The 19,437-nt window shown below is 67.8% G+C and carries 16 protein-coding genes and 4 pseudogenes; 15 read left to right on the top strand and 5 right to left on the bottom strand.

Features of this window, described 5'->3' with window-relative positions:
* Positions 1 to 473 precede the first annotated feature (473 nt).
* Positions 474 to 1,274 carry an SAM-dependent methyltransferase gene (locus OG306_RS37320; RefSeq protein WP_266904530.1) on the bottom strand — a complete coding sequence of 267 codons (801 nt, stop codon included), beginning with the start codon at positions 1,272 to 1,274 and terminating at the stop codon, positions 474 to 476.
* 1,075 nt (positions 1,275 to 2,349) lie between these two features.
* Between OG306_RS37320 and OG306_RS37315 the strand changes: the two genes are divergently transcribed.
* Positions 2,350 to 3,630, top strand: a complete 1,281-nt coding sequence (locus tag OG306_RS37315; RefSeq protein ID WP_371666297.1) for a phosphatase PAP2 family protein — start codon at positions 2,350 to 2,352, stop codon at positions 3,628 to 3,630.
* 477 nt (positions 3,631 to 4,107) lie between these two features.
* Here the strand turns inward: OG306_RS37315 and OG306_RS37310 are convergent, their stop codons facing one another.
* Positions 4,108 to 4,671, bottom strand: a complete 564-nt coding sequence (locus OG306_RS37310; RefSeq protein WP_266750936.1) for a GNAT family N-acetyltransferase — start codon at positions 4,669 to 4,671, stop codon at positions 4,108 to 4,110.
* Between the two features lie 96 nt (positions 4,672 to 4,767).
* Between OG306_RS37310 and OG306_RS37305 the strand changes: the two genes are divergently transcribed.
* The 5 genes from OG306_RS37305 (at position 4,768) to OG306_RS37285 (ending at position 8,724) form a co-directional block, all read left to right on the top strand.
* The gene (locus OG306_RS37305) at positions 4,768 to 5,199 is read left to right on the top strand and encodes an ankyrin repeat domain-containing protein (RefSeq protein ID WP_266750933.1); all 432 of its coding nucleotides are present in this window, start codon (positions 4,768 to 4,770) and stop codon (positions 5,197 to 5,199) included.
* A 259-nt stretch (positions 5,200 to 5,458) separates the two neighbouring features.
* A complete protein-coding gene (locus OG306_RS37300; protein WP_266750931.1) occupies positions 5,459 to 5,962 on the top strand; it encodes a DUF1877 family protein in 504 nt (167 codons plus the stop codon).
* A gap of 72 nt (positions 5,963 to 6,034) precedes the next feature.
* The gene (locus OG306_RS37295) at positions 6,035 to 6,181 is read left to right on the top strand and encodes a hypothetical protein (RefSeq protein ID WP_266750930.1); all 147 of its coding nucleotides are present in this window, start codon (positions 6,035 to 6,037) and stop codon (positions 6,179 to 6,181) included.
* A 465-nt stretch (positions 6,182 to 6,646) separates the two neighbouring features.
* Entirely contained in the window at positions 6,647 to 7,462 is an 816-nt protein-coding gene (locus tag OG306_RS37290; protein WP_266750928.1) for an SAM-dependent methyltransferase, read from the top strand.
* 308 nt (positions 7,463 to 7,770) lie between these two features.
* Positions 7,771 to 8,724: a DUF5996 family protein gene (locus OG306_RS37285; RefSeq protein ID WP_266750927.1), complete on the top strand. Its 954-nt coding sequence runs from the start codon at positions 7,771 to 7,773 to the stop codon at positions 8,722 to 8,724.
* 187 nt (positions 8,725 to 8,911) lie between these two features.
* Here OG306_RS37285 and OG306_RS37280 read toward each other — a convergent pair whose 3' ends face one another.
* Complete coding sequence (locus OG306_RS37280; protein ID WP_266750926.1) at positions 8,912 to 9,346, bottom strand: hypothetical protein; 435 nt, start codon at positions 9,344 to 9,346, stop codon at positions 8,912 to 8,914.
* A gap of 468 nt (positions 9,347 to 9,814) precedes the next feature.
* On the opposite strand from OG306_RS37280, the pseudogene OG306_RS41025 reads away from it, so the two are divergent.
* From OG306_RS41025 to OG306_RS37255, 6 genes and pseudogenes are all read left to right on the top strand, one after another.
* A pseudogene (locus tag OG306_RS41025) lies at positions 9,815 to 9,948 on the top strand (IS630 family transposase); the annotation flags it as partial.
* 505 nt (positions 9,949 to 10,453) lie between these two features.
* Positions 10,454 to 10,720: a GlsB/YeaQ/YmgE family stress response membrane protein gene (locus OG306_RS37275; protein WP_266750925.1), complete on the top strand. Its 267-nt coding sequence runs from the start codon at positions 10,454 to 10,456 to the stop codon at positions 10,718 to 10,720.
* Positions 10,721 to 11,001: 281 nt separating this feature from the next.
* Positions 11,002 to 11,421 carry a hypothetical protein gene (locus OG306_RS37270; RefSeq protein ID WP_266904536.1) on the top strand — a complete coding sequence of 140 codons (420 nt, stop codon included), beginning with the start codon at positions 11,002 to 11,004 and terminating at the stop codon, positions 11,419 to 11,421.
* Positions 11,422 to 11,474: 53 nt separating this feature from the next.
* On the top strand, positions 11,475 to 11,927 hold the full coding sequence (locus OG306_RS37265; protein WP_371666127.1) for an SH3 domain-containing protein: 453 nt from the start codon (positions 11,475 to 11,477) through the stop codon (positions 11,925 to 11,927).
* Positions 11,928 to 12,004: 77 nt separating this feature from the next.
* On the top strand, positions 12,005 to 13,015 hold the full coding sequence (locus OG306_RS37260; protein ID WP_266750922.1) for a teichoic acid biosynthesis protein C: 1,011 nt from the start codon (positions 12,005 to 12,007) through the stop codon (positions 13,013 to 13,015).
* A gap of 91 nt (positions 13,016 to 13,106) precedes the next feature.
* The gene (locus tag OG306_RS37255; protein WP_266750921.1) at positions 13,107 to 13,925 is read left to right on the top strand and encodes a helix-turn-helix domain-containing protein; all 819 of its coding nucleotides are present in this window, start codon (positions 13,107 to 13,109) and stop codon (positions 13,923 to 13,925) included.
* A gap of 107 nt (positions 13,926 to 14,032) precedes the next feature.
* Here OG306_RS37255 and OG306_RS41020 read toward each other — a convergent pair.
* Positions 14,033 to 14,241 (bottom strand): annotated as a pseudogene (locus tag OG306_RS41020) (IS630 family transposase); the annotation flags it as partial.
* A gap of 211 nt (positions 14,242 to 14,452) precedes the next feature.
* On the opposite strand from OG306_RS41020, the gene OG306_RS37250 reads away from it, so the two are divergent.
* Positions 14,453 to 17,503, top strand: a complete 3,051-nt coding sequence (locus OG306_RS37250; RefSeq protein WP_266750920.1) for a M36 family metallopeptidase — start codon at positions 14,453 to 14,455, stop codon at positions 17,501 to 17,503.
* A gap of 110 nt (positions 17,504 to 17,613) precedes the next feature.
* Here OG306_RS37250 and OG306_RS37245 read toward each other — a convergent pair whose 3' ends face one another.
* A complete protein-coding gene (locus OG306_RS37245) occupies positions 17,614 to 18,705 on the bottom strand; it encodes a helix-turn-helix domain-containing protein (protein WP_266750919.1) in 1,092 nt (363 codons plus the stop codon).
* Positions 18,706 to 19,029: 324 nt separating this feature from the next.
* Between OG306_RS37245 and OG306_RS37240 the strand changes: the two are divergent.
* Positions 19,030 to 19,212: pseudogene (locus tag OG306_RS37240) on the top strand (transposase); the annotation flags it as partial.
* A gap of 38 nt (positions 19,213 to 19,250) precedes the next feature.
* Positions 19,251 to 19,409, top strand: a pseudogene (locus OG306_RS37235) (IS1380 family transposase); the annotation flags it as partial.
* Positions 19,410 to 19,437 lie beyond the last annotated feature (28 nt).

Raw genomic sequence — 19,437 nt, 5'->3', positions numbered from 1 at the left:
TGATGCACACACCCGCCTCGGCGGGCCCGAGCAGAGGAGGACGACAGGCCCCCCTCAATGGCGCGAGCCGCGGCCCTGCCGCACACAGCAGCTCGGCGGAGGGCCGCGTCCCGCCGAGCTGCTCAGTGCGGTCGAGGGCGGGCCGGGCCGGCCCTACGGTCACCAGCGGGCGGACTTCCTCGGCCAGGACGCGTCCGTGGCCCACATCGGTCACACGAGCCTGCTGAGGAAGTCCCCGGGCCAGGTTCCGTCAGCCCGAACGCCGCCACCGCGGCGAGTGGGCGACATGGGCCAGGCGCCCACGCGAGTGCCATGCTGTCGCGTGGGCCGTGACGCAATCCGTTCACAGGGCGCGTACGGCTGTCACGTCAGCTCTGTGGCATCGAGGCGGAGCCCGGCCACAAGCGAGCTCAGAACGTGATTGTGATCGACCCAGCCGCTGCCGGTGAGACGCAGGGCGGGGAAGTCGCCGGTCAAGCCTTGCGGGCGACGGCGCACCACATGGGCAGGGTGTCGTCCGGGGTATCGGACGGTCCGGGACGCCAGCGGGTCAGGGTGACAACGCCCGGTTCCAGGATGTCCAGGCCATCGCAGAATCGTTGCACCTCTTCGTGGGTGCGGGGGGTGGCGGAGGCGTGGCTGGCGGCGCGCTCGTTGTAGATCCGCATGGATTCGGCGACCTCGGGGGCGGTGACGTCGACGGCCGGATGGGACAGGACGAGGTGACTGCCGGGGGCAAGCCGGTCCAGCAGCCGACGGGTGACGTCCCACGGGTCCTCGGCGTCCTTGATGTACTGCAGGATCGCCACCAGCATGAGACCGACCGGCTGGTCCAGATCCAGGGTGCGGGAGGCCGCGTCGAGAATCGTGTCCACGTCCCGCGCATCGGCCTGCACGTAGTCGGTCTGCCCCTCGGGGCCGCTGACCAGCAGTGCCCGCGCATGGGAGAGGACGATCGGATCGTTGTCGACGTAGACGACACGCGATTCGGGAGCGGTCCGCTGGGCCACCTCGTGGGTGTTCTCTGCGGCGGGAATGCCCGTACCGATATCGAGGAACTGACGTACCCCGGCCGCCGCGAGGTGACGTACGGCGCGGCCGAGGAAGGCCCGGTTGGCCCGGACCGACGGCACGATCGTCGGGTTCGCCCGGGCAGCGAGTTCCGCTGCCTCCTGATCCACCGGATAGTGATCCTTGCCGCCCAGCCAGACGTTGTAGACGCGGGCGGGGTGCGCGCTCGTCGGATGCGGTACGGACAGCGCGTAATTGTTCATCGTTCGTCACCTCGTGCGGCCGAAACGGCCTGGTCGGACTCAGGTTCGGCTACGGTACCCCCGTGATCCGCCCCTCACTACCGATCAGCGGAAATTTGCTCGGCGGGCGTTCGGCACTGACGAGCTCCATGGCGGACCGCGGTGCGGCACGGACAACGGGGGGCGGCAGCACGGCGGTTCAGAGCGCCGCCACAGCAGACCGGACGGGCACGTAGGCGAGGTGGGCCGACAGCATGGTCTCGTGGATGCAGAGAAACTCGGGGAGTTCGCTGTGCGCCGCGCGAGCGAGTCGGATGCGGACGCACTGGTCGAGTGCCCGTGCGTGAGCGTCTCTTCGGGATGGTGATCGCAGATCCGAAGTGCTCCCCCCACTGCTGTCGACCATTGCTGTCGGCCACTGCGGTCGGCCACTGCTGTCGACGTAGTGGACCAGGAACTTGGTCATACCGAGGTGGACATCCACGTCCCCTCAAGGTTCCCCTCCGACGCGGCGCCGGCCGGAACCACACCGAACACGCCGAAGGCTGCCGCGACTGTCGCTGTCGCGGCAACAACTTCCCCACGAAATCCGATTCTCCCTCTCCCGCCTTCCCCCTTGGTGCTTCTTTCGCGCCCCGCCCCGACAGTCCCGAAAGCGCGACAGTCACGCACTTTCCCGCCGGACAGGACGTAGCAAGAAGAGCGCCTACGCGACGGGAATACACGCCCGGCCAGGGCGACCACGATGCTTTGGAGCCGCTGGGTAATCCGTGTCGTCACCCTCGTTGTCCACCGTGCGTCGAGAGTTTCATGGTCGTTCCCGAGACGCTGGACCATCGAGCCAGGATCGACTGACCTACGCACCATCCGTGACCAGCCACCCCATCGGCACCACTCCGATAACATGATCGAATTCATGGCGATCGCCCTCATCGCCCGCCCTTCACCGGAAAGCAGCACCATCCGGCACGAAGGGTCACCTACTTAACCAACACCTAACAAATCGGGCAAACAATTGATATCGATAGTATCGCGGGTGTTTTCGCGAATAAACTGGAGAATTACGTTCGCTGCGTGGCGTCGGCCACGAGCGGCGCTGTGGGTCACGGCGGCGGCGGTGGCCTTCGGATTCCTCATCGCGCTGGAGATCGCCGCGCGTCACTACGGCCTGCCGGGGCCGATCACCACCCAGGCGCAAGAGGTGGTATTCGCCCCCAAATCGGGTTTCCTGTTGTACGCCAGTATGGCGTTGATGATGGTGGTGCTCACCTGGCGGCAACGGTTCATCGGGGCCGGTGTCGCGATCGGCATCGACGTCACCTTCGCGCTGGTGCGGTGGGCGGCCGACGCCAAGGTGACCGAAGGCCACCCCTTCGGCAACGGCGCGTTGTGGGTGATTTTGGGCTATGCGGTCATCGCCCTCACGCGCCGCACGGGCCGGGAACGTGTCCTGCTACTGAAGGGCGTCGGGCTGGGCCTGCTGCTGGTGGCCGGCCGCAAGACTGGCGATACCTGGCTACTCATCACATCGAAGACCCGCCCTGCGGTGCTCGACCAATACGTGGCAACCGCCGATCAGGCGCTGGGCAACCCGTCGTGGCTGGTAGGTCGGATCGTCAAGGCCACCGGCCCGATCGGGTTCCATTTTCTCGACTACGTCTACACGCAGCTTGCGGTGGCCGCAGTCATCTTCGCGCTGTACCAGCTGCGTAACGTGGCGGTCGAACGACGCTTCCCGGGCCATCATCTGGTGCGCACCTTCCTGGTCATCGGCCTCCTCGGGCCCGGCATCTACATGATCTTCCCGGTGGTCGGACCGATCTTCGCCTACGGCGCCGACGGCGGACACTGGGCGGTGGCCAACCTGTGGCCGGACACCCCGCCGCCGATCAATACCCCGCGCCACATGCCATTCGACGAGATCACCCCACGCAACTGCATGCCGAGCCTGCACACGGCGTGGGCCACCGCGATCTTCATTCATTCCCGCAAGGGCCCGCAGGTTCTGCAATTCGCCGGCGCCTTCTGGCTGATTGCCACGCTCGGCGCAACACTGGGATTCGGCTACCACTACGGCGCGGACATCGCTGCCGGCGTGGTGTTCACGGTCACGATCGAGGCTGCGCTGCGCTCGCTCGAACGTGGCTGGGACCGGTCAGGAATCCAGCTGGTCACCTACGGCACAACGGTCTTCGCTGCACTCTTGGTGTCATATCGTTACCTTCCGATGGAGATGGCCAGATATCCGTGGGTGTTTGGACCACTTCTCATTCTGGCGACTGCCTCAGTGGTCCTCGCCTACGTACGGACCACCAAACGGTGGGAACCGAAGGCCGCATCAGCGCGGCAACCGGAACCGCAACCCGAACTGGTTTGAGTCATGTTGCATCAGGAGGCGTGCGGCTACTGCCGCATGCTTCCTCCTCCCGGTGAACTTCCGTTCGCCCTGCGGTTGATGCCGGCGGGCACCGTCCGGCCCTGGACGGGGCCTGAGAAACCAGCGTGCAGGGCCCCATCCAGGGCCTCTCAGCCGGGGGCCTTTGGCCGTTTTCATCGTTGGTACGAGCTGATCAGACGGTATCCGAACGACCCGTGCGGCGGCCCGGGTTCATGGCAGTGCTGACATAGCGGCCCGTCGGTTCGAGCGCCCGCTGAGCGAGTTCCGCGAGGGCTGAGGCACGATCCGGGAGGAAGCGATCTCGGAAGGAGTCATCGGAGGGAATCGAAGACCTGGGCAGCGTGATCGACGCCCCCGAGCACCAGCGCAGCCTGACACCGGCCGCCAACATCGGGGCACCAGACAGGGCCCGGTAGCGCCGGCGGGTCGCCGCCGGGCCTTCGTGCGTGACAGTGGTCAGCCTCGTTGGCGGAAGTCCAGCATGTAGAAGACCTTGTCGTAGCGGCGTTCACCGACGGCGACGAAGTCGGGGAGACGGCCGTATTCGGTGAAACCCAGCGACCGGTAGAGGTGCAGGGCATTGGTGTTGTCGCCACGGGCGTCCAGGGTGAGGACCTCGATACCCGCCTCCCGGGCATCAGCGATCAAGGCAGCGGTCAGCGCCCGACCGATGCCACGACCCTGGGCAGCAGCATCTACCGCGATTTTCTCCAGATCCCCGTGTGGCCGATGGGTCGGTCGGGCGTAGCGGAGCCAGTACCCCAACCCGACAAGCCGACCGTCGAGGTAAGCCGCACGCAGGGCCGCATCCCCAGCCTGCACCGCAGAGACGACGTGGCCGAGAAGTTCCGCCACCTCATCCCGCGAGGGTGGTTCGACCCAGCCAAGCGCGGCATCTCCACTGACCAGGGTCGCCAGGATCTGGTGGGCCGACTCCGCAATCCGGCCGCCCAGCTCCGGATCGGAGGTCAGCTCCTTGGCACCAAGGATGACGGGCTCGGTGGTCATGGCCGGATTCATGACCGGTAGCCTAGCCAGCCCACGGCCCAGCTGAGACCTCGCGCTCCAGCCTCGGCTGCAGCCAAGCCGTTACTGACCCACCTAGTCTGAGCAACCATGAACAGACGGCAGCAAAAGAAACTGTCGGAGCGTCTCGTCGAGGCGGCGACATTCGGCGACAGCGCCCACATCAATGCACTACTGCGGGCCGGGGCCCACCCAGAGACAAGCGACACCGAGGGCACCACTCCTCTGTACGCGGCATCAGTCATGGGAGCCACCGACAACGTCCTCTGTCTGCTGGCAGCCGGGGCCTCGCCCAACTCCGAAAGCGGACGCGGCACGGAAGGCACCCCCCTGTGCGCGGCAGCATGCTGGGGCCACACCGAAACGGTGCGTGCATTGCTCGCCCACGGCGCCAACCCAAATCTTCGCGAGGACCACGGCATGGGCCGTTCCCCGCTTGAATGGGCGATATCCGGGCCCTGCCCCGAAGCGATCGCCATGCTTCTCGCCGCGGGCGCCCATCCGCACGACCGAACCACATGACGCCCACCCCCAGCCACAGCGCCGGCTCTCGTGATCCAATTTCGACACAGCCCTACAGGGCCGTCTTAAAAGCGGCGGCATGTACGTCGGCGGCGAGTGTCCCAACGGCTGATTGAGCCGGCTGCGGGCCGGCGTGCCGCTGCCTACAGCCGCGATGAAACGCCTGGGTTGCGGCACCCACCCGGTGCCAGCGCCCCGGGATAAGCTTCCGGCGTTGACGGCCCGGGCACGCTGGGTCGTTCGGGACGAAGGGGGCGCGGTGAGCTTCCACATGCATCTGCGCTCCGTCCAGAACTCCGAGGTCCGGCTCGATTACGCCTGGATTGAGGAGTTCATGGGGGCTGCCTGGGACTGGGACGCCCGTCAGGCGGAGTACAAGGCGGGGATCGCGGAGTCCATCGAGAAGGACTTCAGTTCGGTGCACGAACTCTACGAGGCGGGCAGTGATCTATCCGGGGGGCGAGGTGGAGCGTGGGAACTGCCCATCTTTGGCGGTGACATCGTCTACCACCCTGCCGACGAGCAACCGCCCTTCCTCCACCTGCCCCCGGACACGGTGCGGCGAGCGTCAGCCTTCCTGGCGGACGTCTCGTTCGACGTCCTCTGGGAGGCGGCGGGCCCTGAGCTGCACACAGCGTTCGGTCCCGGCTGGGCTGAAGAGGACGTCAGGGACATCTATGACCAGCATCATGCTGGCCTCCTTGCCTTCTACCAGCGTGCCGCCATGGCCGGAAGAGCAGTTGTCAAAGGCTTCTGGTATTAGGGCCCGCCTTCAAAGGTCATTACGGGTGGTGGATCACGATGCGGTGCTACGCCGAAATGAACTCACGGACCCATGGGTACGACGCAATCCTTTGATCTCGCAAGCCGCATCGGCGCCGAGCGGTGTGTGACCCTGGTCCGCGGGCTCGCAACAGCGTTCAAGCCCTATCGCCAGATGGACGGTGCCGCCGACTTCATCGGACGCCTACGGGCCGCATAGCGGCATTGCACTCGCGCAGGCGCAGGATCTCCGACTGGTCCACGGCCCGCGCGTCGACCGGTTCACGGGCCGGACACCCGAGGCGTGGCAACGACTGCCCGCCGGAAGCGGCGGGAAGGGCGAGCGGCACCACGACCAGGCGCCGCCGTCCGGCCGGCCCTATATCCGAGCGTCCGACGGCGAGGAACTCACGCGTCAGACGGCCGGATTGCGGACTCGGGGGTGAGGATCATGGTGGCTGTGGCGCCGTCCGCGACGGCGGACCGGGCGGGGCCCAGCCCACATGGATCGGGCCGGCGGCGAGGCTGCCGGTGCGGGATCTCGTACCGACCGGGTGGAGACCTGTTCGGAAAATCAACGCTGATCAAGCCCACGGGAAACGTGAACTGATGTACGCGTCCATGTTGTTGGGACGTAGGTTGTGCGTTGACAGTTCACGCCTCGGTTGAAAGACGGACGGTACCCATGACCGACCACGCCGCGTCGCCCGGTCCGGCGGCGCATCAGAAGATCGATACCTCGGTGCCGCACTCGGCCCGGATCTGGAACTACTGGCTGGGTGGGAAGGACAACTACCCCGTTGACGAGGAAGCCGGCGACGCATACAGCGCCGTCTTCCCCGGGATCGTCACCATCGCCCGCAGCAGCCGTGCGTTCCTGCGCCGCACCCTCACGTACCTGGTCACCGAGGCGGGCATCCGGCAGTTCCTGGACGTCGGGACCGGCCTGCCGACCGTGAACAACACCCATGAGGTCGCCCAGCGGCTCGCCCCCGAGACCAGGATCGTCTACGTCGACCACGACCCGTTGGTCCTCGCGCACGCCCGTGCCCTGCTCACCTCCACCCCCGAGGGGGCGACCGCCTACGTCGACGCCAACCTGTCCGACCCTGATCGCATCCTGGCGGCCGCCGCCGAGACGCTGGACCTCACCCGCCCCACCGCCCTGATTCTCAGCAACATCCTGGGCCACGTCGCTGACTACGACCAGGCGCGCGACACCGTCACCCGCCTGATGGACGGACTGCCGTCCGGCAGCTACCTCTTCATCAACGACGGTTCACGGGGCATCGACGCCGACTACGAACAGGCCCAGGACGCGTACAACGAGACCGGCGCCGTACCGTACTTCCTGCGCCCGGTCGATGAAATCGCGGCGTTCTTCGACGGCCTGGAACTTTTGGACCCCGGGGTCGTCTCGGTCCCCTTCTGGCGCCCGGACCCGACTTCCCCCACTCCGGAACCCATCGGCGAGCACGGCGGCCTCGCCCGCAAGCCGTGACACCCTGCCGGACCGGGGCCCGCGTACGATTGGACACGACCGCCATCTCGTGCGAGACGGCGGTCGTGTCCTACGCACGCGTGGCCGACGGCACGCGCGGCCGACGCCACAACCTGCCACGAACGCCGCTCTCATGACTGGGGTCGCGACGAAGCGTTCATATTGCTTCGACGCCTGTGGCTTCAGGCAGATGCCGGCCGGCCCGATCGTGCAGGACTCTGATCTGCGTGTGAGAATTGGAGAACGACGCGGGCGCGGCATCCGACGTCCCCTCCCGCTGATCCCATCGACACGCTGGGAGGCTCTTCGTGAGCGAACGTCTCAATGCGTGGCCGACGCTGGTCCATGAGGACCTGGCGCCCATGGTTGACTACGTGAACCGGGTGGTACAGGTCGCAGGCAAATACACCCTCGACGAGCCCTTCGAAGTCGGCTGGGGAAACATCGTCCTCGATGTCACCCCCCGGGGGCTCAGTACCCCAACCTTTCGGCAGCGAGGCGTGACCTTCGCGGTGCACTACAGCTTGCTCGACGGTGGCGTGGTCATCGAGTCCGACAATGGCTCGCGAACGGTGCCATTGTCCAAGGGATCAGTCGCCACGTTCTATGCGTCCTTCTGCGATGCGGCGGACGAGCTCGGGATACACCGACCGCGCAGCTCGTTGATCTGCGAGATTCCGGATGCCCCACCGCGTTTCGAGGACGATCACGTCGAACGCACCTGGGATGGCCACGCGGCCCGGCTGATCTGGACAGCATTGAACCTCGCCGCTGACGGGCTCGAGGCGTGGCAGGCCCCTTTCCTGGGACACCGCCCCCGGGTCGGTGTGATGTGGGGCGGCTTCGACCTGTCCGCCACGCGATTCCGAGCACGTCCCACCGTGCCGCCGCCCCACCAGCCGCCGTTCATGCAGAACGCCCAGCTCGAAGCGTACGTGTCGGTGGGATTCTCCTTCGGGGATGCCAAGGCGCCGAACGTCGGCATGTACGCGTACATCTGGCCCCAGCCGGACGGTCTCGAGGGCCGGTCCTGGGGTGTTGAGGGCGCCGCCTGGCATCCCGACGCTGGTCTGGTTCGTCTGCCGTGGGCCAAGCTCAGAGAGGCAGCGGACCCGCACCAGGCCATCGTGGCGTTCGGTGACGCCGTCTACGATGCCGCCGTCGAGACCGCAGGCTGGCCGTCCGACCTCGTCGGACCCCGCGTCGAAGGTTGGTACATGAGCAGGACACCGCCCGCGCTCGTCCAGCACCAGCACGGCTGACTCAGGTCGAGATAAATGAGCACGCCGGACGGCTTGTTGGGAGCGCTCCAAGCTTCAGGCCCCTCACCTTGGACGCGATCTATGCGTACGTGGACCGCGATCTGGCCGGGCGGGTCCCCGTCCGCAGCGCCGTTCGTGCCAGTGCCCGCGCGCGGGCACTGGCACGGCGGTTGGTTCCCGGGGCGGTCTACCCGGCGGGTGTCAGGTGTTGCTTTGCGGCGGCGACGACGTGGTGGTGGGTCGCCCGTGCGCACTCGTGCCAGAACGGTTTGGCGGTCAGGTACGCGCCGAGTACGGAAAGGATGCCGAGGGAGACATCCACGCTGATGCGTCCTTGCTTGGCCCAGTAGACGTCTTGCAGATCGAGGAGCAGGGCGAATTCGTCGGCGATGAGGGCAGTTCCTGCGCCGTAGGCAGCGGCGACGGCCGAGTGGCCGACGGCGCGCTCGTCACCGCGTACGGCGATGATGCCAATGCCGGCAAGGATGCCGATGCCGAAGTTGTAGTGGTGCAGGTGCCGGCCGCCGGCGGAGACGTTCCCCCAGGGCAGCCATCCGCCGCGAATACCGTGGGTAATGGTCCGCACGGTTCCCCACGTGACACCGAAGGCGATCCACGTCACGATTGGACGTATCCGCCGTGACGGGACAAGGACGAACTGCCTGGGCAACGAGGTTCACGCAGCTGCGACAGTTGTCATCGCGGTCACACACGCCGTCTGGTGTCGACGCCGGCTTGTCGCCGAAGGTCCAAGCGCACAGGACGGTGCCCTCGCAGTCGACACCATGCCACGAGAGTCCGCTGCCATTCTCCGTCGCTACGGGTTCGGCGCACACGTTGTACATCCGCCACCTTCCAGTCGAACTCCGTTGCGGTGCAGCTCAATAAGAAGCCCACGTCGTTCAAGGTGGCGACTCAAACGCTCCAATCGAGTGAACTGCGCGGCCAAAGAAGTCCGGGCCCCTGCTACGAGGCGGCTTTCAGCGGTCACTGCCTCGGATCTCTGGATGGATCTTTGGATGTGCAGGCCGCGGCCCTGCAGTCGCGCTCACACCCCTGCTCGTGGTCATCTCTGCGGTATGCCGGTGGGATGCGGTATGCGGAGGGTAAGGGCCTGACTGCTGGCGGCGTTTCGTGAAACAGGTGCGGCTGGAGGCCGACGGGTGGTTCGCGGCGGGTGAGAAGACCGCGGTGATCGCGCAAGAGTTGCGGGTGAGCGAGCGCAGGAACAGCGGGAGCAGCTTTACGAACCATCTCCATCGTGCCTGGCTACCGTCCGCCGCCCCTACCCGGGGCCCCTTCGCGCCTCCGGCAAGCGTCCGAACGACCCTGCGAAACACGCCACTTGACTGGCAGGACGCGCTTTGGCTGGGCTGTTTGGCCGGACTGTTACGTACCCGGTAAGGCAGAACTCCCGCTCAGCGTTGGCGTCGGCCCCAGCATCGCCGAAGCGAGCAACAGCCATGCACCGGCAGCGCCCCCAGCCGCCAAAGCCGGCTGTGGACCCTACTCGTCGGGGTGTGACGGTCGCTGTGCACAGGCCCTCGTCCGAGCGGGGTCCTCGTTCACGGCCCGGTGACGCGCCGGCAGCGTCGCACCGAAGGGGTTGGCAGCCCGCTGATGGTGCTGTCCCACGAGGGCGGCCAGCGAGTTTACAGAAATCGGGGCGGGGCACAAGGGATGGTGGTATTCCGCCAACAACAGCGTTTTAATGAAAGGTGCGTGCGCCATGGGCATTATTGCGTGGGCCGTGATCGGATTACTGGCCGGTGCGATCGCCAAGGCGTTGATGCCTGGCAAGGATCCCGGCGGCTGCCTGATCACGATGCTGATCGGCATCGCCGGGGGCCTTCTGGGCGGCTGGCTCGGAAAGGTCATCTTCGGCGTGCACTCGATCAACGGCTTTTTCCATCTCTCCACCTGGATCGCCGCCGTCGTCGGGTCCGTCATCGTCCTGGCCATCTATCGGCTCGTCGCGGGGCGTCGCACCCACTGATCCGCCCGTTTCGCCTCACAGACGCGGGACCGTGCCGTCCGGTCTGGCCGGCAGTGCGTCGGCCAGTCGGACTCCTCCCACGTCGACGGAGCGAAGATCAACCATGTCCGGGGAATATGCGCTCCGCGTTGATCTACGTGTGGTGAACCTGCCCGAGGAAGCCGGCGTGGCACTGCGGCTCTGCTCGTCAGCCACCGCACCACGCTCATAAGGAGGCCACAGCGCGGACCGCGCGCCTGCGGGATCTGCTCACGGGCATCCACCCCGGCCTGGAAAGCGTCGTGGACCCCACGACGAAGTCCGGACTCGTCCTGCTGGGCCGCTACGTCATCGCGAGCAGGATCCGGCGCGCCGGAACCACCCGCATCGCTGGCCACCTGGGCTGGCACGGCGTCAGCGAGCAGACCGTGGCGCAGGCGCCGGCGGACGCCGCCGTGAACTCCGCGCGGGCCCACCACCTCGCACTTCCCGGCGAGCGGCGCACCGCCGAACTCATCCGCGAACTCGCCGACGAGCCGGTAGCCGGCAAGGCCCGCCCCAAGGCGCTGGAAGACGAGATCGAACAACTGGTCACCGCCCACCCTGACGGGGCCTTATCCGCAGCCTGCCGGGAATCGCGCTGGTCCCCTCGGGTGGGACGTCCCAGTTTCTCCCAGAAACGCGTGGGACGGAATCTTTGTCCGAGGGCCAGGAAACGCTGAGCGACACAGGGTCTCGCTCAGCCGATCCTGAAGACACCCTCATAGGAGAGCCCATGAATCGCACGATCCAGCGCAGCCTCGTGGCCGCGATTGCGGCGATCGCGGTGTTGCCCGCTGCAGTCGCTTCCGCCGACACCGCTGCCGCCGCGCAGCAGCGGCACGCGGCGCCTCACCAGCAGATGCCCCACCGACGCACGGCTCCGCCGCAGCTGTGGGAGCCCAGCCACTCCACGAGCCGGCCCTGCGCCGGCTACGTCCAGGGCCGCGTGGTAACCCGCCACATGCCGCTCAGGATCCGCTCCGGCCCGGGCACGGGCTACCGGGTCATCGGCTCGCTGCGTCCCGGCAGCACGGTCCACATCTCCTGCAAGAAGACGGTCCACATCCCCTGCACGAAGTACGGAAGCAACGTCCGCGGCAACCACCGCTGGTACAAGCTCTCCCACAACAAGGGCTACGTCTCCGCCCGCTACGTCCGCAACGTGAGCGCCGTCCCCTGGTGCTGAGCCGCCGGGCCCGCCCGTCCCGCTCACGGGGCGGGCCGGCCCGTTCACGAAGCTGTCGAGCAAGTGAGGAGACCCTCATGTCCCTTTCCCGTCCACCCAGTCCGGGCCGCAGAGCCGTCCTCGGCTTCGGAGCCGCGGTCGCACTGGCCGCCACATTCCCCGCCGGCAGGGCAGAAGCCCAGCCGAGGGCTCAGCCGGCCGGCCTGGCGTCGGCAGGCAAGCCGTGGATCCAGGGTGCACGGCTGCACCACTCCACGGTGCTGCAGTCCTTCGCCTTCGACGAGCGGCACGGCCACATGTACGCACTCCAAGTCATGGAGGGCGGCGTCCGGCTGCCGGGCGAGCCGCGCGCGTACACCCGTGCCGAGCGCGCGGCCCGCGGCGACATGTGCCTGAACCGGCTCACCATGGGCGGCGCGCTCACCGGCGATATGTACCTGCTGGGCTTCGGCCACGGCAGCGCCCTCGGCGTGGAGGACACAGGCCGCCGCGCCGGCGCTCTGTGGACGGAGTGGGACGCACAGCCGGCCTCCGGCTACGGCCGCGGCATCTGCCGCTTCACCTTCACCGCGGGCCGGGTGCTGACCCGCGCCAGCCGTAGGATCGCCACGCATCGCCCGCTCCCCGGCTCCACGAACAACCAGGTGGCCCTCGACCCGGCTCACAACCGGTTGCTGCTGCGGTACAAGGTGGGCGGCATAGCGCGCTACCGGGTGTACGGGCTCGAACAGTTCGCGGCCGGGGACTTCCGGCCGGTCACCGGCTTCGCTCAGCCCGGCGCCGAACTGGGGCTCCCCTTCCAGGGCATGGCGCTGTACGGTCCGTACGCCTACCAGCTGCTCGGCCACGGATACGGCGCCGACAACCTCGCCGGCTCGACCGGCGACGTCCGTTTGTTCCGTATCGACGTGCGTACCGGCCGCGTGGTGCAGCAGGTGCTGGACCACACTGCGAGGGGGCTCTACCCGCGCGAGCCGGAGGGCCTGGCTGTGCTGCGCCGGGGTGGACCCTGGCTGTGTCTGGGCTTCACCCAGGGCCCATCCTCGGACCGCGCCTTCTCTCTGTACTACAAGCCGATCGCCCGATGACTCCGGCCGTGCGTGTGGCCGCCCTGGCCCCAGGGCACACATCACGCGATCCGGGGTGATCCGGATGCCGGACGGAAGGACTGGGAACGGCATGAAGGAGCAAGCGACGGCTCGCTGGCAGCACCTGCCCGACTCGCTCGGCCCCGACGGGCTGCTGCTGGTGGAGCGGCTGCGCGACCTCAAACAGCAGACCGGGCTGAGCCTGGCGGCGCTGGCCACACGGACCGCCCACAGCAAGTCCTCATGGCATCGTTATCTCAACGGCGTCAAGCTCCCGCCGCGTACCGCTGTCGAGGCGCTGGGGCGACTCGGGGGCACGGAGATGGCGCCGCTGATCGCGCTGTGGGAGAACGCCTGCCGGGCCGAGACCAGACCGCTGAGCTCGGCGCCCCAGACCCCTGCGCCGCGGCTTCCCCTCGCGGTGACTGCCCGGGTGCGACGGCTGCGGACGGCCGTCGTGCTGGCTGTCTGCGCCACACTGGGCGCCGTGGCCTGCGCCGTGGGTGCCCCGGCCCTGTCGGGCGGCAGCCCGGAAGGGCAGGCGGCGTCCTGCCGCAAGGAAAGCTGCCGGGGGCAGTATCCGGGCTCCTCCCGCTGCAACCGGGATGCCCGCACTGAGAGCACCGTCACTGAGGATGCCTACGCCGTACGGCTCCGGTTCAGCCCGTCCTGCGCCACCGTCTGGACCGAGGTGGAGACGGACGTGCACGGCGGCGCCCTGGAGGTCTCGATCCGATCCGGAGCGGACGAGCTGCTCGCCTCGCACCGGGACAGGGTGACGCACGGTAGAAGCAGCCCGATGCTGCCCGCGACCAGCCCGAAGGGGGCTGAGGCGTGCGTCGAGGTGGCAGACCGACTGGCCTGCACCGGGGCCGTGCAGCTCTCCGCGGATCTGCCAGAGGCCCGCTGACGTTCTCCTCCACCCATGTGCCTTGTGCGGGTAGGTTCGGTGCCGACGTCCCCTACGGGCTGCTCTGCGCCGCCCCGTCCGTGCGCCTGCGGGATCGCCATCGCCTCGGAACCCCGGCCCCGTACCCGGACCACTGACGTCTGGCCGACCCGGCCCCAGGTCCTGGCCCGTGGCGGCCTCAACGACTGGCCGGCCTCGTCCTCGCAGACGATCCGGGCCCCGCGGGCCGCCGCGGTGCTTCTACCTGCGGTCACACCTCCTTCTTCCACAACTCGACCGCCTCGTCGTCGCGTTCGACCGCCCTACGGGCCGGCTTCAGGTTCAGTAGCGTCACTCCTTGCTCACCGCAGTCGAGGCGCCCTCTGTCAGTAGCGCCGCTCTCCGTCGGCGGGGGTGTTTGGCGGAACTGTGCAGTGTCGTAACTCCGCCACGAAGGAACCGTTCCAGTGAACCCCCGACCCGTGCCAGGCTCCGCGCAATCCGGAACGGGTGATCCCGGTCCGGACTTCCCACAAGGAGGAGCACGTATGCGCATGGACTTCGCGCGAAGACGGCTGGCAGCACTGGCGCTGGCCTCGGCAGCCGTCATGGCGGTGGCACAGGTCCCGTCCGCCGGTGCGGCCCCTGGAACCGGGGGGCAGAAGCCGTCGGAATCCCGTTCGGGCGCGTTCGCCTCGCACCAGCACGGCAAGTCCGACAAGGACCTGCCCGGGGCCCACAAGGCTCCGTCGGCGAAGGCCAGAAGTGCGGCGGCCAAGGCTCGCGCGAGGGTGAGCTGGAGCCGGTACGGCACGCCGACGACCGTCGTGTCGGACGGCGACGGTGCCGCCCTGGCGAAGGGGCTGCCGACCAAGCCGGAACAAACGGCCCGGGCGTACCTCAAGGCCAACGTGGACCTCTTCGGTATATCCGCCGATCAGGTCGACGGCCTCAAGCTGGTGTCAAGTACCCCGATCGGCAAGGGCGCGGCGGTGTTGCTCGCCCAGGAGGTGGACGGCAAGCCCTTCGGTCAGGACGGCCAGGTCTCCGTCGGTGTCGTCGACGGCACCGTGGTCAGTGTGTCCGGCGCGCTCGCCCCGGTCACCGGTGCGCCGAAGCCGGCGACCCTTTCGGCGCAGGACGCGATCAAGGCCGCGCTGGCCGACGTGACGATGACTCCTGGCAAGCTGACCTCGACAGATGCCGCCGACGGCTGGCAGAAGTACGACGCTGCGGGGCTGACCGGCACGCAGCTCGTACGCGCGGTCGTGGTCGCCGACCCGGACGGCACCGTGCATTCCGCCTACCAGGTGCAGGTCGGTAAGGCCGACGAGGACCCGCAGCTGTACGACAGCATCGTGGACGCGCGTACCGGCGAGGTGCTGTCCCGCCGGTCCCTCGTCGAGGACGAGGTCGCGGCCGACCACGACGGTAATCCGCAGTGGAAGGCGTTCTCCTTCTCGCCCCCGTTGGACGACTCGTCCAAGGACACCCGCGAGACTGTGTGCTGGGTGGCGGGACCGGGCTGTGACCGAGTGATGAGCAACAGCGCTCCGGCCTCGCCGCACCACGCCTGGGACATAGCGTCCGGTGAGGGCGGCGGCAGCTACGGCAGTTACTACAAGCTGGGCACGACGCTGGGCGCCAACGCCTTCAGCAGCGACGGCCTGAACGCCAGCGGGCGCAACTGGCTCGGCATCACGCCGGACGTCCGCCCCGACCGGGTGTACGACTACGCTTTCACCGACGCCTGGCACGCCAGCGGCTGTGACCCGAAGGTGCTGACCGACCCGTCCCAGCCCGACCGGGACGCCGCGCTCGGCAACCTGTTCGTCCAGCACAACATCATGCATGACTTCTCGTACCAGCTCGGTTTCACCGAGAAGACGTGGAACATGCAGAGCGACAACTACGGCCTGGGCGGCAAGGGTGGCGATCCGGAGATGGGCGTCGCCCGCTCCGGTGGCAACAATCCGGCGACCCGCAACAACGCCAACCAGAGCACCGGTGCCGACGGAGGCGTGGCGCTGACCAACATGTACCTGTGGCAGCCGCAGGCCGGCGCCTTCTACGGGCGCTGCGCCGATGGTGACTTCGACAACTCCGTCATCGGCCACGAGTACACCCATGCCATCACCAACCGCATGATCGGCGGCGGTACCACCGGCCTCTCCGGTGCGCACGGCGGCTCGATGGGTGAGTCCTGGAGCGACCTGGTCTCCACCGAGCGACTGATCGAGACGGGCGCGGTCCCGGCCGGGGTCGATCCGTGGGTTGTCGGCCCGTATGTGACCGACAACAACGAGCGCGGCATCCGTAACTTCGCGATTGACAACAGCCCGCTCAACTATTCCAACTTCAGCTACGACATGGGTGGGGCGGAGGTGCACTCCGACGGCGAGATCTGGAACGCCGTCAACTACGAGGTGCGCCGAGCGCTCGTCGGTAAGTACGGCGAGCCGTCCCAGGAGGTGCTCGCCTCGTGCGCGGCCGGCAAGACCGCGGTCGACAAGTGCGGCGGCGGCCGCCGCTGGATCCAGCTGATGTTCGACTCGTACCTGCTGATGGGCACGGGCAAGGTCACCATGGTCGATGCCCGTGACGCGATGCTCGCCGCGGACAAGATCCGCCACCACGGTGACGACCTCGACGTCATGTGGGGTGCGTTCTCCAAGCGCGGTCTGGGTACCGACGCCACCGCTCTCTCGACGAGTGACACCCGGCCGCACGCAGACTTCGCGACCCCTGCCGACGTGAACGGCAACATCACCTTCAAGATCGTCGACAGTGGGGACGAGATCCCCAACGCTCGTGTCTACATTGGTCAGTTCAGCGCGCGGACCACGCCGATCGCCGGTACGACCGCGGACCTCAGCAATAAGGCGGCCTTCGCCAAGGGCCACTACGATGCGATCGCGGTCGCCCCGGGCTACGGTCAGATGCCGTTCGACTTCGAGGTGACCGACGGCTCCAAGCAGACGGTCAAGGTCAAGATGCAGCCCAACCTCGCCTCGGCGGCGGCTGGTGCCGCCATCACCGGCGGCGACGGAATGAACCTGTCGGCGCTGATCGATGACGACGAGGGCACCAACTGGGCGTTCGTCGGTGAACAGACCAAGACCTCGGTGAGCGGCAAGGGTGTCTTCGTCCACCTGGCCGGCGACAGCGCGAGCAAGATCCGTCGCGTTCAGGTAAGTGCCCTGAACAGGCCGACCAATGCCAAGGACCCGGGCGGCGACACCGGCAGCCAGAGCCGTTTCTCGGCCCTTCGTCAGTTCGAGGTCTCGGCCTGCACCCGTACCGCGACCGTTGACTGCTCCCAGGCCAAGCAGTTCCACGTCGTGTACCTCAGCCCGAAGGACGCCTTCCAGACGGCCAAGCCGCGTCCGCTGGCGCCGAACCTGACCATGCGCAGCTTCGACATCCCGGTGACCACGGCGACCGATCTGCGCTTCGAGGCAATCACCAACCAGTGCGTCGGCAACCCGGCGTACGCCGGCAAGCAGGACAACGACCCGAACAACGTGACCGACTGCGCCACCGGCTCCCCGTCGGCGTTCAATGTGCGCGCCTCGGAATTCCAGGTGTTCGGGAAGTGATCAATCGGCGATAACGGTGTGCTCCGCACCGGAGCCTTCCGTACGAGGGGCCCTCGACCCGGCTGAACAGGTCGAGGGCCCTTGATCAGTACTGCGTGTCCGGCAGGGGATCACAGCCATCCGTGGCGGGCTGCCTCCCAGGCCAGCTGCATCCGGGTGCGGACCCCGACGGTCTCGAGAAGGTCGCGGATACGGCGTTGCACCGTACGCAGGCTCAGCCCGAGCTGACCGGCGATGGCGGTGTCCGTCAGTCCGGTGAGCAGCAACGAGATCAGGAGCAGGTCCTCGGGCGGGGGAGCCTGTCCGGGGCTCCTCTCACCGATCTGGCCGTCCTCGGTGAGCAGCAGCGGAGAGGCCCCTGCCCACAAACTCTCGAAGAACGCGAGCAAGGCGTCGAGCAGCACACCGGGGTGGACCAGGACGGCGGACGGCTCATCGGCGGTTTCGTCGAACGAGCCAACGAGCGTTTCACCGGACGGTCCGGCGGAGGAATCGTCCGGCGCCCGGCTGGTGCCGACGCCGGACGGACCGTCCCCGTCGGCACCGGTGGACCGTGCGGGCGAGGACACCAGCAGGGCCAGCAACCGGTCCACGATCACGAGCTTCGCCGGAACCTGCGAGGCGACACGGGCCTGCTCACCTTTCCGGATGAACTCGCGGATCCGGAACACCTCGGGCGGCACCTCCAACGCCGCCCGTTCGTATACGGCGCGGTACCCCACCCCCGAACTCAGTACCCCGAGCTCGGTGTCGTTCCCCCCGGACGGGACCACAATGTTCGGCGGCTTGCACAGCGCCAGGACCTCCTCCCGGGCACCTCGCTGCAACTGGTCGAACATCGAGGCTATGGCTGGTGCCCCGATCACGGTTTCGACCATGTCGGTCGAACCACGGCGCCCGGCCCCACTGCGGTACTCCTCGGTGAGCTGCGCCACCACGGCTTGCACTGCGTGCAGTTCTTGCTGCCTGCTCAGCAGCAGAGGGCCGAGCGCCAGGTCCGGCGGCGACGCCCGGAACCGGTGAGCCGAGCCCGCGGCGCGGCTGACCAGGCCCTTGGCCGCCAGCGTGTCGAGCAGTGCGGCTGCCTCGCGATCGGACAACCCGAGACGGCGGGCAAGTTGGTGCGGCGTGGCCGCGGGCATCTTGACCAGGCTGCGGTATGCGCGTACTTCCGCAGGATCGAGACCGGCCGCATCGAGCATGGCGTTCGTCTTCCCCTCTCCGCTCGTGCACTGGTTCCCGCGTAGCAGTACGTGATTTCGACGTCCGGCTCCGGCCAGGCAGAACCGCCGGCCAGGTGATCTTGACGTACCACTGTCACATCGCGCCAGAGGGGTCACGGTACGGAGGGAATTCGATGACGGGCCGGGAACCCGTAACGGACGCGCGTGGGACGCAACCATGGCCCTGCCGCCACTGCGGGAAGGGGATCGGTCCTTGCTGACCGGTTGCACCCCGCGGGGACCCCAATGACGTGGCGTCTGCGCCAGTCTGCCCAGTTCATCAGCGTGGCCGGGGCCGTACTCGGCAGCAAGCACCATTTGATCAACGGCCGGCATGGCACCCCCTTGGTCGTCTCGCTGGCCGGCGGAAACCGTCACGACGTCTCCCGGCTGATGCCCCTGCTGGACGCGACCCCCCGCATCCGCGGAACACGAGGGCGACCGAGGCGCCGGCCGGGCCGGCTGTTCGCCGACCGCGGCTACGACAAGTACTCCACCGCCTGGGCCCTGGTGCCCAGCCCGCCGGGCAGGGCACGCTCTTCGACACCTGGCGCTACCACGCCGCGTTCACCGGCTCTCCGCCCTCCCCGAGGGACGCCGAACGTGATTACCGACGGCACGCTGTGGTGGAACAAGCGATCGCGGACATCAAGAACAGCGCCTTCGCGCACGCGCCGTCCGGACCGACCGCGCTCCTACAACGTCACCGTG

It is taken from the genome of Streptomyces sp. NBC_01241, assembly GCF_041435435.1.
Classification (GTDB): domain Bacteria; phylum Actinomycetota; class Actinomycetes; order Streptomycetales; family Streptomycetaceae; genus Streptomyces.
Note: the sequence above shows the minus strand (reverse complement) of the source record. Positions and strands in the feature narration are given on the sequence as shown.

Bases quoted from the DNA above. Each gene is read 5' to 3' on its own strand.
- OG306_RS37310 (WP_266750936.1), bottom strand. From the start codon at position 4,671: ATGAATCCGGCCATGACCACCGAGCCCGTCATCCTTGGTGCCAAGGAG.
- OG306_RS37275 (WP_266750925.1), top strand. From the start codon at position 10,454: ATGGGCATTATTGCGTGGGCCGTGATCGGATTACTGGCCGGTGCGATC.
- OG306_RS37305 (WP_266750933.1), top strand. From the start codon at position 4,768: ATGAACAGACGGCAGCAAAAGAAACTGTCGGAGCGTCTCGTCGAGGCG.
- OG306_RS37295 (WP_266750930.1), top strand. From the start codon at position 6,035: ATGGGTACGACGCAATCCTTTGATCTCGCAAGCCGCATCGGCGCCGAG.
- OG306_RS37245 (WP_266750919.1), bottom strand. From the start codon at position 18,705: ATGCTCGATGCGGCCGGTCTCGATCCTGCGGAAGTACGCGCATACCGC.
- OG306_RS37265 (WP_371666127.1), top strand. From the start codon at position 11,475: ATGAATCGCACGATCCAGCGCAGCCTCGTGGCCGCGATTGCGGCGATC.
- OG306_RS37320 (WP_266904530.1), bottom strand. From the start codon at position 1,274: ATGAACAATTACGCGCTGTCCGTACCGCATCCGACGAGCGCGCACCCC.
- OG306_RS37250 (WP_266750920.1), top strand. From the start codon at position 14,453: ATGCGCATGGACTTCGCGCGAAGACGGCTGGCAGCACTGGCGCTGGCC.
- OG306_RS37255 (WP_266750921.1), top strand. From the start codon at position 13,107: ATGAAGGAGCAAGCGACGGCTCGCTGGCAGCACCTGCCCGACTCGCTC.
- OG306_RS37260 (WP_266750922.1), top strand. From the start codon at position 12,005: ATGTCCCTTTCCCGTCCACCCAGTCCGGGCCGCAGAGCCGTCCTCGGC.
- OG306_RS37290 (WP_266750928.1), top strand. From the start codon at position 6,647: ATGACCGACCACGCCGCGTCGCCCGGTCCGGCGGCGCATCAGAAGATC.